Source organism: Pseudomonas sp. B10(2017) (assembly GCF_002113295.1).
Lineage (GTDB): Bacteria > Pseudomonadota > Gammaproteobacteria > Pseudomonadales > Pseudomonadaceae > Aquipseudomonas > Aquipseudomonas pudica.
Genome location: NZ_NEJU01000021.1, coordinates 25357 through 41508, shown reverse-complemented (window position 1 = coordinate 41508; position 16152 = coordinate 25357). Strand labels below are relative to the sequence as shown.

Here is a 16152-nt window from a genome sequence, read left to right as displayed (position 1 = left end):
CCATCGCACCCACAATAAGGCCCGCGTACTGCGCCGGCCCACAACAACCGCGCTGGAGCATCACCATGAGCCACTCGACCGGTATCGAGACCAACGGCGTCGAACAGATCCCCGACGATCAACGCGACGCCTCCCCGCTGGACCTGTTCCGCCTGATCTTCGGCGGCGCCAATACCTTCGCCACAGCCGTGCTGGGCAGCTTCCCGGTGCTGTTCGGGCTGTCGTTCCAGGCCGGCGTGTGGGCGATCCTGCTCGGCGTCGGCGTGGGTGCGCTGATCCTCGCGCCCATGGGCCTGTTCGGCGCGCTCAACGGCACCAACAACGCGGTGTCGTCGGGTGCGCACTTTGGCGTGCACGGTCGCATCGTCGGTTCGTTCCTGTCGCTGCTCACCGCAGTGGCATTCTTTTCGCTGTCGGTCTGGAGCTCGGGCGATGCCCTGGTCGGCGGCGCCAAGCGCCTGGCCGGCCTGCCGGAAACCGACCTGACCCTGGGCCTGGCTTACGGCCTGTTCGCGGTACTGGTGCTGGTGGTGTGCATCTTCGGCTTCCGCTTCATGCTGTGGGTCAACAAGATTGCCGTCTGGGCCTCGAGCCTGCTGTTCCTGCTGGGCATCGTTGCCTTTGCCGGGCCGTTCGATGCCGGTTACGCGGGTAGCGTCAACCTCGGCCAGGCGGGCTTCTGGGCGGCATTCGTCGGTGCGGCAATCCTGGCCATGAGCAACCCGGTGTCGTTCGGTGCGTTCCTCGGCGACTGGTCGCGCTACATCCCGCGTGAAACCCCAAAGGCTCGGATCATGCTGGCGGTGATCGCGGCCCAGGGCGCGACACTGATCCCGTTCCTGTTCGGCCTGTGCACCGCCACCCTGGTGGCCACCCAGGCGCCGGACTACATCGCTGCCAACAACTACGTCGGTGGCCTGCTGGCGGTGGCGCCAAGCTGGTTCTTCCTGCCGGTGTGCCTGATTGCGGTGATCGGCGGCATGTCCACCGGCACAACGGCGCTGTACGGCACCGGCCTGGACATGTCCAGCGTGTTCCCACGCCTGCTCAGCCGTGCCGGCGCCACGCTGCTGATCGGCGTGCTGGCGATCGGCTTCATCTTCGTCGGCCGCTTCACTTTCAACCTGGTGCAGAGCGTTTCGACCTTCGCCGTGCTGATCATCACCTGCACCAGCCCGTGGATGGTGATCATGATCCTTGGCCTGATCACTCGCCGCGGCTTCTACCATGCCGACGACCTGCAGGTATTCACCCGCGGCCAGCGTGGCGGGCACTACTGGTTCCTGCATGGCTGGAACTGGCGCGGCATGGGGGCGTGGATCCCCAGCGCGGCGGTGGGCCTGTGCTTCGTCAACCTGCCAGGGCAGTTCGTCGGCCCACTGGGCGACCTGGCCGGCGGCATCGACCTGAGCCTGCCGGTCACCCTGGGGCTGGCAGGCGTGCTGTACCTGCTGCTGCTCAACCTTTTCCCCGAACCTGCCGGCGTGTATGGCCCCCAAGGCCCGCGTTGGGTGCGTTGCAAAAGCACCGCGCACACCCCGGTAACCACCGCCGAAATGGCCTGACTGGAAACCGACCATGACCACTTCCCACTACATTGCCGGCCGCTGGGTCGAAGGCCAGGGCAGCGACTGCATCAGCGTCAATGACCCGGCCCTTGGGCAACCGTTTGCCGAACTGATGGCCGCCAGCGTCGGCCAGGTAGACCAGGCCGTGACCGCTGCCCGTGGCGCCCTGCACGCCTGGAAAAGCACCAGCGCCAGCGAACGCGCCGCCTACCTGCGCGGCTTTGCCGAACAACTCGGGCAGCGCCGTGAAGCGTTGATCACCTTGCAGATGCGCAACAATGGCAAGCCACGTCACGAGGCGGAAGTCGACCTGGACGACGCCATCGCCACCTTCGGCTACTACGCCGAACTGGCCGAGCAACTGCCATCGAAGAACCGTGACGTGCCGTTGGCTGCACCGGGCTTCAGCGCTCGCACCCGCCTGGAACCGGTGGGCGTGGTCGGCCTGATCGTGCCGTGGAACTTCCCGCTGGTGACCAGCGCCTGGAAGCTCGCCCCGGCCCTGGCCGCCGGTTGCACCGTGGTGCTCAAGCCGTCGGAAGTCACCCCGCTGATCGAACAGGCCTACGGCCAGATCGCCGATGCCCTGGGGCTGCCGGCCGGGGTGTTGAACATCGTCAACGGCAAGGCCGAAACCGGCGCTGCACTGAGCAATCACAATGGCCTGGACAAGCTGTCGTTCACCGGCAGCAATAGTGTTGGCAGCCAGGTAATGCGCAGCGCTTCGGCGCAGTGCCGGCCGGTGACGCTGGAGCTGGGTGGCAAGTCGGCGATCGTGGTGTTCGATGATTGCGATGTGGGCCAGGCGGTGGAATGGATCGTCGCCGGCATCACCTGGAACGCCGGGCAGATGTGCTCGGCCACTTCGCGGCTGCTGGTGCAGGACGGCATTGCCGAGGCACTGCTGCCGCGCTTGCAGGAGGCACTGGAAAACCTGCGGGTCGGTAATCCGTTGACCGAGGAGGTCGACATGGGGCCGCTGACCAGCCAGGCGCAGTGGCTGAAAGTGGCCGGCTACTTTGCCACGGCGCGGGAAGAAGGCTTGCAGTGCCTGGCAGGTGGCAAGGCGCTGGACCGGGATGGCTGGTTCGTCAGCCCGACGCTGTATGCCGATGTGCCGAAAGACAGCCGCCTGTGGACCGAGGAAATCTTTGGCCCGGTGCTGTGCGCGCGTCGCTTTGCGACCGAGGAACAGGCGATTGCCGAGGCCAACGATAGCCGCTTCGGGCTGGTGGCGACGGTGTGCTCTGCCGATCTGGACCGTGCCGAGCGGGTAGCCGATGCGCTGGAGGTTGGCCATGTGTGGATTAACTCGGTGCAGGCAGTGTTCGTCGAGACCTCGTGGGGTGGCACCAAGGGTAGCGGGATCGGGCGTGAGCTGGGGCCTTGGGGGTTGTCGGCCTACCAATCGGTCAAGCATGTAACGCGCTGTCTGGGTTGAGATTTCCGGGGCCGCTTTGCGGCCCTTTCGCGACACAAGGCCGCTCCTACAAGAACCGCGTATGAGCCGGGCTTACCGGCCTCTTCGCGGGTAAACCCGCTCCCACAGGGATAGCGCAGGCCTGAAGGGAAGCACCGTACCTGTGGGAGCGGGCTTGCCCGCGAAGAGGCCGGTACAGGCGACACAAAACTCTGCGCCCGCGTGACTTTCCCCTCCCCGCGCAAAGTCCCACTTCCTGGTACCCCCCACAATCACAACACCAGGCCGGACCACCCATGCACCCTCAACGCACCGCCTTGCACAACGAACTGCACGCCCGCCCGTCGCTGTATTTCGACGGCCCGGCGCATGTCTTCCACCTGGCCTTGCTTGGCGGCGATGCTGCCTGTGCGGCACTGCTGCAACGCTGCTGCCCGGATGGCCTGGACACCGCAGCCGCCCAAGGCATCACCCGCCTGGATGGTCATCCGTTCAAGTGGGAACGGCACACCGAGTTCTTCACCCTGACCCTGGTGGTGCCTTGCACGGCCGCCGATACCGAGTGGCAAACGCTGCCGCCGGTGCTGGCCGAGGCTATCGCCCCGCAAGCGGCGCAGGTGATCAACGCGGTGCAGGTGCTGGTCCGTGACGAACACGAACTGGACCTGCCCCACTACGGTTTCAAGGACCCGTGCGGCTCCTGCGTCGGCGGTGGCGATGCGGTGGTGTGGAGCGATTTTCGCCTGACCGAGGACGGCACCAACCGCTTCCTGTTCATCAACCGTCGCCTCAATGCCTACCGTCAGGGCCGCATGATCCGCCGTCTGCTGGAGATCGAGACCTACCGCATGATGGCCTCGCTGACCCTGACCACCGCCAAGGACCTGAGCCAGGAGCTGGATGCCTTCGACAAGACCCTGGTCAGCCTCTCGGAGCGCAGTGCCGGGGTCGATGGCCATGATTCCAAAGGGTTGTTGGAGGCCATTGCCCACCTGTCACGCCAGGTGGTCAGCCGCACGGTGAAAACCCGCCACCGCTTCGGCGCCACGCAAGCCTATGCGCAACTGGTGTTCGAGCGCCTGGGCGAGCTGCGGGAAAGCCATGTGGGCGACTGCCAGCGCCTGGGGGTGTTCATCGAACGCCGGTTCAAACCGACCGTGCGCTACTGCGCGGCCACCGAGCAGCGCCTGGAGCAGTTGGCAAAGAATGTGGCCAACCTGGGCGACCTGTTGCAAGCACGGGTACAGGTGGAGATGGAAGAACAGAACGCCGAGATCCTGCGCAGCCTCAATGCCCGGGCCGATGCCCAAGTGAAGATTCAACGGGCGGTGGAGGGGCTGTCGATCATTGCCATCACCTACTACCTGCTGAACTTGTTCAAGCTGCTGTATGGCGGGCTGAATGTGCTGGGGTTGGGGCTGACGGCGCGGGATGGGCTGTTGGCCATGGCGCCGCCTGTGCTGTTGGTGTTGCTGGTGATCTTGCTGAGAATCAGGCAGGCCAAGCAGCATTGAGGCTGGGGCTGCTTTGCAGCCCAATCGCCGGCAAGCCAGCTCCCAAAGGTATTGCGTACGGCTTGAAGTCGACGTGGTCCTTGTGGGAGCTGGCTTGCCGGCGATCGGCTTCACACCGACTCGTCAGCCGGGCGAGCACCCTCCTGCAGCAACACCATGCTCTGCGGCGACGACAGGGCGATGCCCTCGTCACGCAGACGCCCAAGGATGGTGAACAACAGGTCACTGCGCGTACCGGACACCTGCCGCGGCCCCGCCACGTAACCGCTCACACCAATCACCATCCCGCTGCTGGTCAGGTCCTTGAACGACACCGAAGTGGCCGGTGCATCCAGAATCGCCTCGTGCTCCTGGTACGCTGCCAGCAGCAATTCGCGCACACGGTTGGCGTCGGTCTCCAGCGGCAGCGTGAGCGTGATGCCGACCACACCCAAGGCATTGCCCATGGTCACGTTGCGCACGTTCTGCGAGATGAATTGCGAGTTGGGCACGATGACCGTAGAGCGGTCGGACATCTGGATCTCGGTGGCGCGCACGTTGATACGGCGAATGTCACCCTCGACGCCAGCCAGGCTGACCCAGTCGCCCACCTTGACCGGGCGCTCGGTCAGCAGGATCAGGCCGGAGATGAAGTTCTGCACGATCTGCTGCAGGCCGAAACCGATACCCACCGACAGGGCACTGACCACCCAGGTCAGGCTGGTGAGGTTGATGCGCAGGGTCGACATCACCAGCATGGCCAGGAAGATGAAGCCCAGGTAACCCACCAGAGTCACCAGCGAGGCACGCATGCCGGCGTCCATGTCGGTTTCCGGTAGCAGGCGATCGCTCAGCCAGCGCTTGACCACGCGGATGGCGAACAGGCCGCCGAGGAACATCACCACTGCCAACAGAATGTCCTGGGGGACAATGTTCATGTTGCCCAGCAGCTTGCCGCCGGTCTCGTCCCAATCACCCAGGCTCAGCAGCAGTTCGCTGGGGCTGGTGCCCGATGGCATCAGTGCCAGCAACAGCGCCAGGAACAGCACCACGGTGCGGCCAATGCCGGCCAGGATGGTGCTGGCCTGGGCCTGGTGACGTGGCGCCAGGCCCAGGGTCGAGGCCAGCGCCAGGCCGCCGGGCTGGCGGGGCGACAGCAGGGTTTCGCAGAGGTCACCAAAGAACGTGGTCAGCAGGTAGGCACAGGTAATCACCAGGCTGACCCACAGCAGCTTGGCGGTGAGGAAGTAGGCGAGTGTCAGGTAACCGGCGAGCAAGGCCAGCAGGATCAACGTAAGCCAGATCACCATCACGAACGGGATCAGCCCGGCCAGGCCTGTGGGGCGCTCCAGGTCATGCTTGCGCAGGGTGCGGCGGTAACGCAGCAGCGCACCGGCGAAGGTGAACGCCACTACCAGCGCGGTCAGGCCGTTGACCGCCACGGTAAGCGCCAGGCTGGCACCGATCACGCTGTTGATGCGCTCCATGGTCATCATGACCATCAGCGCCAACGCCAGCACCTTGGGGAACCAGCCCAGGGCGCTGGCCACTTCATCGTGAATAGGCGGCAGGCGCCAGGACGGGCGCTGCAGCATCAGCATGGCGCGGCCCAGGCCGGTGATGAAGGCGCTGAACACCACCAGCGCGAGCACATGATTGGCCAGGCTGGCGATATCGGCGCCCAACTCGGCGCTGCTCTCCAGCCCCCAACGCAGCAGCGAGACCGAGCCGGCGATGGTGCCCAAGGTTGCCAGGCTGACACCCAGCGCCAGCGCACTGCGGCGCAGGCGGCCTTCGGGCAGCCAGCTGACCATGGCGCCGGCGAGAAGGCGCTCGAGCACGCGGCGCACCAAGGTCCAGACCAGGATTGCCGCCACCAGGCTGGTAATGAACAACCAGCGATTTTCAGCACTGAAGGCACTACTGATGGCATCAGCCGTCTCACCACGCAGGTCACGCAGGCGTGCCACATCGTCCTGGGTGGGGCGAATGATGCTCTGCCAGAACGCCGGGCTCAGCGGTGAGGCTGCGCGGCTGGTGATCTGCGAGTTGAACTGGCTGCGGCGCAGGTTGACGATTTGCGTGGACAGGTCGCGGGCCGACTGGGTCAGCTTGGTCGCCTGGTCCCGCTGAGCTACCAAGGCCTTTTTCTCGGCCTCAAGCTCCTTGCGCTGCTGGGTCAGTGTGGCGGCCTCGTCCTGCTGGATCGGGCCGATGACCTTGAGTTTGTCGTCGACTTTTTCCACATCCGTGGTGCGCAAAGCACTTAACGCATCGGCCTGGCGCTGGACCTGCATGGCGCCCAGGCGCAATTGCGAAAGCAGATCATCGTTGGCCTCGCTGGTGACACCCTGGCGGATCTGGTCCAGCCGATCGCTCAACTGCTCGATGCTGGCGTTTTCATCCAGCACGTTCGCTTCGGCAACCGCCAGATTGGACAAGGGCGTGGCCGGGGCCGACCAGGCCGGGCTGGCAATGGCCAGCATCAGGGCCATGAAAACCATCAGGCCTGGGCAATAACGGGCAAGGCTGACACGCCTCATCGAATATTCCTCTTTACAATTCGATTTGGCGGGGGATTCTACGCGGCTTCACGCGATCAAGAGAGTGCCGTTTCTCGTTTGAGCAGTTGCTGTTTGCGCTCGACGCCCCAGCGGTAGCCGCTGATGTCGCCGTCGCGGCGAACCACCCGATGGCAAGGTATGGCTACGGCTATGTGGTTGGCCGCGCAGGCCATGGCCACGGCACGTACTGCCTTGGGCGCACCAATGCGCTCGGCGATGTCGGTGTAGCTGACCCGGCTGCCGGCCGGCACCTCGCGCAGGGCCTGCCACACCCGCTCCTGGAACGCAGTGCCTTGCACATCCAGTGGCAAGGCCAGGCCCAACGCCGGAGCTTCGACGAAGCCCACCACCTCGGCGACCAACCGTTCGTAGGCACTATCGCCGCCGACTAGGTGAGCCTTGGGGAACTGGTCCTGCAGGTCGCGCAGCAGGGCCTCGGGGTCGTCGCCCAGCAGGATCGCGCAAATGCCCTTCTCGCTCTGGGCGACCAGGATCGCGCCCAAGGAGCACTGGCCGAGGGCGAAGTGGATGGTTGCCCCGGCGCCGCCGGCACGGTATTGCCGCGGGCGCATGCCCAGGCGCTGGTCGGCGCTTTCGTAGAAACGGCTGTTGGAGTTGTAGCCGGCGTCATAGATGGCATCGGTGACAGAGCGTTGGCCATCTTCCAGGTGCTCGCGCAGGCGCCGGGCACGGAAAGCGGTGGCGTAGGCCTTGGGGGTGAGGCCGGTTTCGGCCTTGAACAGGCGATGCAGGTGGAAAGGGCTGACGGCCAGTTGCGCGCTGAGTTGATCTAGGCTGGGCGCGGGATCGCTGGCTTCGATCAGGCGGCAGGCGCGGGTGACCAGCTGGCTGTGGCGGGTGGCGCTGGCGTTGCTGGTGGCGGTGCAACGTTTGCAGGCGCGGTAGCCGGCGGCTTCGGCGGCGGCTGGGGTGTCGTAGAACTCGACGTTGGTTCGCTTGGCAAGGCGTGATTTGCAGCCGGGCTGGCAGTAGATCCCGGTGGTGCGCACGGCGTAGACGAAGTGGCCGCTGGCGGCGGTTTCGCGGGATTCTACGGCTTGCCAGCGTTGGTCGGGGGTGGTGTAGGGGTTCATTAGTAAATGTCCAGATTGGTTGTCGCCTGTGCCGGCCCTTTCGCGGGTGAACCCGCTCCCACAGGTACTGCATAGACCTTCCAGGCTGTGGAAATCCCTGTGGGAGCGGGTTTACCCGCGAAGAGGCCGGCACAGGCAGTGCAAAACCTCAGGCACGCCACAGGTACCAGGCCGCCACGGTGCGGTAAGGTCGCCAGCCTCCGCCCAGCGAACGCATTTGCGCAGGCGTCGGCGCCTTGTCCAGCCCCTTCATCCGCCGATACCCCTCGCGCACGCCAAAATCGTCGACCGGCAGAACGTCCGAACGCGCCAGGCTGTAGATCAGCAGCATCTCCACCGTCCACCGCCCTACCCCACGCAATGCCACCAGTCGTTCGATCAACGCCTCGTCAGCCAGGCCCAGTGCCTCCTCCCGGCTCGGCACCAGGCCATCCAGCCGGCCTTGGGCAATACCCTGGATCGTCGCCATCTTGCTCGCGGAAAAACCGCAGGCGCGCATGGTTTCCGGTGTAACTGCCAACAACTGCTCCGGCGTTGGGAACGCAGCTTCTGGAAACAGCGCCAGCAAGCGCCCAAGAATTGCCTCGGCAGCACGGGCATGCAGTTGCTGGTAGGCAATCGCTCGCACCAACACCTCATAAGGCTCCCGCCCCGGCGTGGCCTGGTGCAGGCATGGCCCGGTCGCTGCGATATGCCGCGACCAGTCCGGGTCGAGCGCCGCCAGGTATTCGGTGGCCTCGCGGTACGCGTCAGGCGAAAGGTCGGCCAGGATCATGGCACCTCCATCAAGTCGATTGCAGGTCCAGCTTAGCGCAGCCGTTCATCGGGCAAACGCCGGTTCTTGCGCGGCTAATTCCTGGCATGCCATTGCTCCGCGCTATCGTCCCCGCATAGAATTGAGAACAATTCACAATCGCATGTATTCACAGGACCGGGCCTTCGCCAAGATGCAGATCAACGAAACGCTCAAGCCGACCGAGGTTGCTCTGCTCTACCAGGCCCACCACAGCTGGCTTAGCGGCTGGCTGCGCAGCCGGGTAGGTTGCAGCGAGCACGCCGCCGACCTGGCCCAGGATACCTTCGTGCGGCTGTTGCGGGCTCGCCAGCTATCGCCGCTGAAGGAGCCACGTGCCTACCTCAGCAGCATTGCCCGTGGCCTGATGATCGACCAGTTCCGCCGCCGCGCGCTGGAACGGGCCTACCAGGAAAGCCTGGCTCACCTGCCCGAAGCCGAAGTGCCCAGCGAAGAAGATCGACTGGTCATCCTTGATACCCTGGCGCGCCTCGATCATGCCCTGCACCAGCTGAAACCGCGTGCCCGCCAGGCATTCCTGCTGGCTCAGCTCGACGGTTTGAGCATTGTGCAGGTCGCCCTGCGCCTGGGTGTGTCGCGAGCCACCGTCGAGCGGGACCTGGCCAAGGCTCTGGGCGTTTGCTACCGGTTGCGCTATGCCGACGCCTGATAACGCGCCCACACAGGCGCACGTCGACCAGGCCATCGACTGGTTGGTGAAGTTGCGCTTCGACAGCCCAAGCCCGCATACCGAGCAGCAGTTCCGGCACTGGCTGGCCAGCCATCCGCACAACCCCTTGGCCTGGCAGCGGGTCAGCCACCTCAGTGACGAACTGGCAGGGCTGCCCAAGGGCCTGAGCCGGCGCACGCTGGATGGTAGCCAGCGCCATCGCATCAACCGCCGCGACCACCTCAAGCTGCTGGCCGTGCTGGCCGTGGGCGGCAGCCTGGGCTGGGCTGCGCGCGAACCGTTGGGCATACCCCAGCTGCTGGCCGACAGCAGCACTGCCACCGGCGAGCGTCGCCAGCTGCAAGGCAGCGATGGCAGCCGCATACAACTCAATACCGCCAGTGCCATCGACCTGCGTTACAGCGCCGAGCAGCGCCGGCTGCAACTGGTGCGTGGCGAGGTGAGCCTGGACAGCAACCCCAACGACAACCGCCCGTTTCGCATCGACACCCGCGTTGGCCAACTGGCCACCCTCGACGGCCAACTGCTGCTGCGCGAGAACGACCAGGGGCTGTTGCTGGCCGTACGCCGGGGCGACGTCACACTGTTCCCCACCTCGGCCTCGCCACGTCGGGTGCTGCCAGGCGAAACCTTGCAGGTGTGGGCCAGCGGCAGCTTCCAGGCGGTGACGCTGCACAGCGACCCCTGGGGCTGGACCGACGGCGTGCTCAGCGTGCAGCAGATGCCGCTGGGCGAGTTCATCGCCGAGCTGGCGCGCTACCGCCCGGGCCTGCTGCGCTGTGCCCCGGAAGTGGCAGCCCTGAAGGTGTCTGGTACCTACCAGCTGGCCGACATCGGGCAAATCCTGCAGCTGCTCACCCGCAGCCTGCCGGTGCGGGTCGATTACCGCACGCGTTATTGGGTAAGCATCGGTACGGCCTGAAAAATTTCCGAAAATAAATGAGGTGGAATCTCATTCTCGTCCGGCCTGAAGGAACAAAACCCGAAAAGTGGTCTTCACGACCTTCAGGAGCGCTTCATGATTGCCCCGTGTTCCCCTCGCAACGACAGGCTGCGCCGTGCCGTACGCGCGGCCGTGTTCGGCCTTGGCCTGGCTGCTGGCGGTGCCTACCCGGCCATGGCCCAGGCTGCAATTGCCAGCCAGAGCCAGCAGACCGACTGGAACATCCCGGCCGGCCCACTGGCCCCGGCGCTGGACCAGTTGGCACGCCAGGGCGGCCTGAGCCTGTCGTTCGACGCGAACAGCCTGCAGGGCAAGACCACCCACGGTGTGCAGGGCCGGCATGACAGTACGCGGGCGCTATCAGTCCTGTTGCAGGGCAGCAACGTCCAGGTCCAACAGGAAAGCGCAACCAGCTTCCTGCTGATCCCGGCACTGGATGTGGGAAACGCCCTTGAGCTGGGCGCGACCAGCATTTCCAGCGACCGCCTGGGCGAAACCACCGAGCACACCGGCTCCTACACGACCGGCGAAGTGACCATTGGCAAGATGCCGCAAACCCTGCGCCATACCCCGCAATCGGTCAGCGTGATAACCCGCCAGCGCATCGACGACCAGAACATTACCAACCTGACCAACCTGCTGGAGCAGACACCCGGCGTGGTGGTCAACTACACCGACAGCGAACGGGTGCAGTATTACTCGCGCGGCTTTGCCATCGACGCCATTCAGTACGACGGCGCCACCGTGGTGCAAAGCAGCGGCGGTGGTTCATTCATCCAGACCGACTCGGCGTTCATCGACCGCGCCGAAGTGCTGCGCGGAGCCACCGGCATGCTGCGTGGCGCCGGCAACCCGTCGGGCACGGTGAACCTGGTACGCAAGCGCCCGACCCATGACTTCCAGGCTACGGGCAGCGTGACCCTGGGTTCTTGGAATGCCCAACGCTATGTGGCCGATATCTCCGGCCCGTTGACCGAAACCGGCAACGTACGCGGGCGGGTAATCGCCGTGCATGACGACCGCGACCTGTTCCAGGACTCGCGCATGGAACGCAAAGAGGCGTTCGGCGGCTCGCTGGCCTTCGACCTGGACGACAGCACCACGCTGACCACCGGTGTCGAGTGGACCAAGCTCGACGCCACCGGCGCCTGGGGCAACCTGCCCGCCGACGCCAGCGGCGCCCCCCTGCCCTTCGGCCGCAGCACCTACCTGGGCGCCGACTGGAACCGCTGGGACCGCAGCAACCTGAACACCTTTGCCGAACTGGAACACCGCTTCGACAACGACTGGACCCTGAAGCTGATGGCTCTGCGTACCCACTTCGAGCTGGACGATCATGGTTTCAAGCAAACCTACATGGAGCACGCACCGGCCAACCTGAACCCCACCGGCAACCCGTACCTGATGCGATACCAGGTTACCGAAGGCGACGGCGGCGAGAGCCTGCAGAACAACTTGAGCGCCACCCTCAACGGCCCGTTCGACCTGTTTGGCCGCACCCACGAGCTGATGGTCGGCGTCGAACGGATTCGCAACGATTCCTACGCGTCGGCCACCAACCGGGTAATTTCCGGGCTGTACGACATCCGCTACTGGGACCCGAAAACCAGCCTGCCCGAGCCGGAAATCGACATCACCGCACACCCGGTGCGCACCCGTACCACCCAGCAAGCCGCACATGCCACCTGGCGCATTTCGCTGGCCGAACCGCTGACCGCGATCATCGGCGCGCGAGCCAACTGGTATGACTACGAGCAGGAAAACAACACCGGAGCCAACGGCAAGTTCAGCGTCGACGAGAAGATCGTGCCGTACGCGGCGCTGATCTACGACCTGAATGACAACTTCAGCGTATACGCCAGCTACACCGAGATATTCAGCCCGCAGACAGTGGTGGACAAGAACAACTCGGTGCTCGACCCGATCATCGGCGAAGCCTACGAAACGGGCATCAAGGGCGAGTTCTATGATGGCCGGTTGAACACCAGCCTGGCGTTTTTCCGTATCAACCAGGTGGGAACGCCGGTGGATGACATGTCCACGGAAATCGGCTGCAACGGCACCACCAGCCGCTGCAAGATCGCCTCGGGCAAGAGCCGCAGCGAGGGCATCGACCTGGAGATTTCCGGCGAAGTGCTGCCGGGCTGGCAGGTCACCGGTGGCTACACCTACAACACCACCGAGTACCTGAAGAACACGGCAGCCACCAATGGCAACGCGATCCGCACCACCGACCCGGAGCACATGCTGCGGCTGTTCACCAGCTACCGCCTGCCAGGCACACTGGATGCCTGGACCATTGGTGGCGGCGTGCAGGCGCAGAGCGACATCTATTCCGAAAGCGGCACGGCCAAGGCGACCCAGGCAGGGTATGCGGTGTACAACGGCATGCTCGGTTATCGCATCAACGACAACTACTCAGTGCAACTGAACGCCAACAACATCTTCGACAAGAAGTACTACCGGCAGATCGGTACCACGGCGACGGGTTACTACTGGGGGGAGCCGCGCAATGTGTCGGTGACCTTGCGCGGGAGTTTCTGACGGGGCAACACGGTCGCCTTGTGGGAGCGGCCTTGTGTCGCGAAAGGGCCGCGAAGCGGCCCCAGGGTTTCAACTGCGCCGGACAGATTGCTGGGGCCGCTTTGCGGCCCTTTCGCGACACAAGGCCGCTCCCACAGGTATTGCGCAGCCCTGGAGGACCTCAGTCCGCCACCGCCCGCAAGCGCCCCGCGCGCCGGTACGACTGCCGGGCAAAGCACACGAACAACCCGGCCATCAGCGCCAGCGCGATGGGCAGACCATGCGGCGCCACATCCATCGCCGCACCGCTGACCAGCGGCCCGACCAGGCTACCCACACCCCAGAGCAAGCCCACGCTGGCGTTGGCGGTAACCAGGTCCTGCCCCTTGAAGCGCTGCCCGATCAGTACCAGCGCCAGAGTATAGATGCCCCCTGCCACGGCACCCAGCAGCACCAGCAGCGGCCACAGCAGCCAGGTCAGGTTCAGCAACCAGGGCAAGCCGATACCGATCGCCATCGCCAGCAACCCGCATACCAGGTGCAGCCCGGTGCGCTCCACCCGGTCGGCCAACCAGCCAAGCGGCAACTGGAACAACATGTCACCGGCAAACACCACCGTCACCATCAGCGCCGCCACGCCAACGGCGAAGCCATGGCTGGTGGCATACACCGGCAGCAGCGACAGCACCACGGCATCGAAGAACGAGAAGAACAGCACCGCCACGCACAACGCCGGCGCCACGCGGAAGAAGCCGGCCAGACCGAAGCTCTTTTCACCCTCTTCATGTTCCACATGGTCGTGGGGCACGGTCAGCACGATGCACAGCAGCGCCAGGCCATAGCAGACGGTGACCACACCGGTGATCCACGGGCTGTCCGCGCCCAGTACCGCCAGCATGGCCGGGCCGAGCACCTGGAAACCGGTGAAGCTGGTAGCGTAAAGGGCCATGATCTTGCCCCGGTTGTGCTCCGGACACAGTTCGTTGACCCACGACTCGCCGAGGATGATGGCGATACCCATGCCCAGCCCAAGGCCTAGGCGCAGCAGCGCCAGCAGCCACAGCGAGCCGAATGCCGACTCGAGCAAGGCAATGCTGAGCGTGCACAGGCTGAAGCACAGCAGGTAAATGGTGCGCCGGGTGAGGTGGCGACAGCAGGCGTCGACCAGGAACGCCGAGAGCATCATGCCCGCAGCGGGTATGGCCGAGATGATGCCGATTTCAAGAGTGCTCGCACCGGCTTCATGCAGGCGCAACGACACCAGCGGCAGGCTGGCCCCCAAACTGAAACCCACGACCGAAACGGCGAACAACAAGCCCGCCAGCAAACGCATGTTCATGTACCACTCCTTGCAAACCGAAAAGACGTGCAGACACAGGCGCGCACGCCAGGGCGGCGAGCGACGCGAAAGCGCAGATCAGTTCAGGCGAGGTGTGGCGAGAAGGTGAAGGCAAACAGCACGCTGCGGCGACGCTTGAGCACCGTGTCGCTCGGCCACGCGCGACGCAGGGCCTGGAAGGCAGGCTGGCGGGCGTTTGGCAGGGACTGGGGACGGCACATTGCTTTGACTACTACGCAGGTGGTTGAAGAAAGGGCGGACTCTAGGTCAAGGGTGGTCAAGTCGTCAAATTTCGGAGAGCAACCGCCTTGCATGGCCTCCAGACCTGCGCGGGCCGTTGTAGGAGCAGCCTTGTGCTGCGAAGAGGCCGGCAAGACAACAAATTGTCTTCGCCAGTAATGGCCGCTTCGCAGCACAAGGCTGCTCCTACAGGTTCTGTGCATGCTTTCAGCGCTTGCCGGTACTTGGCAAGAACACCGCCAACAACCCGAACAACGGCAGGAACGAACACACCTCGTACACATACTCGATGCCACGCAGGTCCGCCACATACCCCAGCAAGGCCGCACCGATGCCACCAAAGCCGAACATCAGCCCGAAGAAGATCCCTGCAATCATGCCTACGCTGCCCGGCACCAGCTCCTGCGCATACACCACGATCGCGGAAAATGCCGAAGCCAGGATAAAGCCGATCACCACGCTCAACACGGTGGTCCAGAACAGGTCGGCATACGGCAGCACCAGGGTGAACGGCGCCACGCCGAGGATCGAGAACCAGATCACCGCCTTGCGCCCGATGCGGTCACCGATCGGCCCGCCAAAGAAGGTACCTGCCGCCACCGCACCGAGGAACAGGAACAGGTGCAGCTGCGAGCTGGCCACCGACACCTCGAACTTCTCGATCAGGTAGAAGGTGAAGTAGCTGGTGAAGCTGGCCATGTAGAAGTACTTGGAGAACACCAGCAGGCCCAGCACGATCAGCGCCGCGACCACCCGCCCGCGGGAAATGCCGTGGGTCGCCTGCACTGCCTTGCGCGCCTTGGCCTGGTTGAGGTGCTCCTTGTACCAGCCACGCAGCATCAGGGTGACGCCGAGGAAGAACAGCGCAGCCAGGCCGAACCAGGCCACGTGGCTCTGGCCGAACGGAATGACAATGGCCGCTGCCAGCAGCGGGCCCAGCGCAGAGCCGGTGTTGCCGCCGACCTGGAAGGTCGACTGGGCCAGGCCGAAGCGCCCGCCCGAGGCCAGGCGCGCAATACGCGAGGTTTCCGGGTGGAAGGTCGACGAGCCGATCCCCACCAGTGCCGAGGCCAGCAGGATCATGGGGAAGCTGCCGACGAAGGCCAGCATCACGATACCCACCAAGGTACACAGGGTACCCAGCGGCAGCAGGTTCGGCGCCGGTCGGCGATCGGTGAAGAAGCCGACCCAAGGTTGCAGCAGCGAGGCGGTGATCTGGAACGTCAGGGTAATCATGCCGATCTGGGCGAAACTCAGGTCGTAGTTGGCCTTGAGCATCGGGTAGATCGCCGGCAGCACCGACTGGATCAGGTCATTGATCAGGTGCGCCAGGGCGCAGAAACCGATAATGCGCATCACCAGCGGGGTGGCTTGGCTTGCCGCCGCACTGGTGGGCGCCGTGGAGGCGCTACTGATAGCCATGTGCCTGAATCTCCGTCGGCAGTTTGGGATCCGATTATCGGAAAACAAATAGATACATAGCT

12 protein-coding genes are annotated in these 16152 nt (G+C 64.7%); 6 read left to right on the top strand and 6 right to left on the bottom strand.

All coding sequences use genetic code 11. The annotated features are described in order from the left end of the window. The first annotated feature begins 65 nt into the window (after nucleotides 1-65). The 3 genes from CAF92_RS21635 (at nucleotide 66) to CAF92_RS21625 (ending at nucleotide 4502) form a co-directional block, all read left to right on the top strand. The gene (locus tag CAF92_RS21635) at nucleotides 66-1565 is read left to right on the top strand and encodes a cytosine permease (RefSeq protein WP_046616768.1); all 1500 of its coding nucleotides are present in this window, start codon (nucleotides 66-68) and stop codon (nucleotides 1563-1565) included. A 13-nt stretch (nucleotides 1566-1578) separates the two neighbouring features. Further along, complete coding sequence (locus CAF92_RS21630) at nucleotides 1579-3009, top strand: aldehyde dehydrogenase family protein (RefSeq protein WP_085601896.1); 1431 nt, start codon at nucleotides 1579-1581, stop codon at nucleotides 3007-3009. A 275-nt stretch (nucleotides 3010-3284) separates the two neighbouring features. Further along, complete coding sequence (locus CAF92_RS21625; protein ID WP_085601895.1) at nucleotides 3285-4502, top strand: DUF3422 domain-containing protein; 1218 nt, start codon at nucleotides 3285-3287, stop codon at nucleotides 4500-4502. Between the two features lie 110 nt (nucleotides 4503-4612). Here the strand turns inward: CAF92_RS21625 and CAF92_RS21620 are convergent, their stop codons facing one another. The 3 genes from CAF92_RS21620 to CAF92_RS21610 form a co-directional block, all read right to left on the bottom strand. Next, entirely contained in the window at nucleotides 4613-7024 is a 2412-nt protein-coding gene (locus tag CAF92_RS21620) for a DUF3772 domain-containing protein (protein WP_085601894.1), read from the bottom strand. 56 nt (nucleotides 7025-7080) lie between these two features. Beyond that, the gene (gene ada, locus CAF92_RS21615) at nucleotides 7081-8139 is read right to left on the bottom strand and encodes a bifunctional DNA-binding transcriptional regulator/O6-methylguanine-DNA methyltransferase Ada (RefSeq protein WP_085601893.1); all 1059 of its coding nucleotides are present in this window, start codon (nucleotides 8137-8139) and stop codon (nucleotides 7081-7083) included. 148 nt (nucleotides 8140-8287) lie between these two features. Next, nucleotides 8288-8914 carry a DNA-3-methyladenine glycosylase gene (locus CAF92_RS21610; protein WP_085601892.1) on the bottom strand — a complete coding sequence of 209 codons (627 nt, stop codon included), beginning with the start codon at nucleotides 8912-8914 and terminating at the stop codon, nucleotides 8288-8290. 172 nt (nucleotides 8915-9086) lie between these two features. Between CAF92_RS21610 and CAF92_RS21605 the strand changes: the two genes are divergently transcribed. The 3 genes from CAF92_RS21605 to CAF92_RS21595 all read left to right on the top strand — a co-directional run bounded on the left by CAF92_RS21605 (nucleotide 9087) and on the right by CAF92_RS21595 (nucleotide 13110). After that, nucleotides 9087-9602 carry a sigma-70 family RNA polymerase sigma factor gene (locus CAF92_RS21605; RefSeq protein ID WP_085601922.1) on the top strand — a complete coding sequence of 172 codons (516 nt, stop codon included), beginning with the start codon at nucleotides 9087-9089 and terminating at the stop codon, nucleotides 9600-9602. Then, nucleotides 9589-10545: a FecR domain-containing protein gene (locus CAF92_RS21600; protein ID WP_085601891.1), complete on the top strand. Its 957-nt coding sequence runs from the start codon at nucleotides 9589-9591 to the stop codon at nucleotides 10543-10545. The genes CAF92_RS21605 and CAF92_RS21600 overlap by 14 nt, the downstream gene beginning before the upstream one ends. Before the next feature lie 96 nt (nucleotides 10546-10641). Further along, nucleotides 10642-13110 (top strand): TonB-dependent receptor, encoded by a 2469-nt coding sequence (locus CAF92_RS21595; RefSeq protein ID WP_085601890.1) that lies wholly within the window; start codon nucleotides 10642-10644, stop codon nucleotides 13108-13110. A 160-nt stretch (nucleotides 13111-13270) separates the two neighbouring features. On the opposite strand, the gene CAF92_RS21590 is transcribed toward CAF92_RS21595, so the two are convergent. The 3 genes from CAF92_RS21590 to CAF92_RS21585 form a co-directional block, all read right to left on the bottom strand. Beyond that, nucleotides 13271-14428 (bottom strand): MFS transporter, encoded by a 1158-nt coding sequence (locus CAF92_RS21590; protein ID WP_085601889.1) that lies wholly within the window; start codon nucleotides 14426-14428, stop codon nucleotides 13271-13273. 83 nt (nucleotides 14429-14511) lie between these two features. Beyond that, nucleotides 14512-14649, bottom strand: a complete 138-nt coding sequence (locus CAF92_RS27505) for a hypothetical protein (protein ID WP_173015086.1) — start codon at nucleotides 14647-14649, stop codon at nucleotides 14512-14514. A gap of 226 nt (nucleotides 14650-14875) precedes the next feature. Then, entirely contained in the window at nucleotides 14876-16090 is a 1215-nt protein-coding gene (locus tag CAF92_RS21585) for an MFS transporter (protein ID WP_085601888.1), read from the bottom strand. Between the last annotated feature and the right edge of the window lie 62 nt (nucleotides 16091-16152).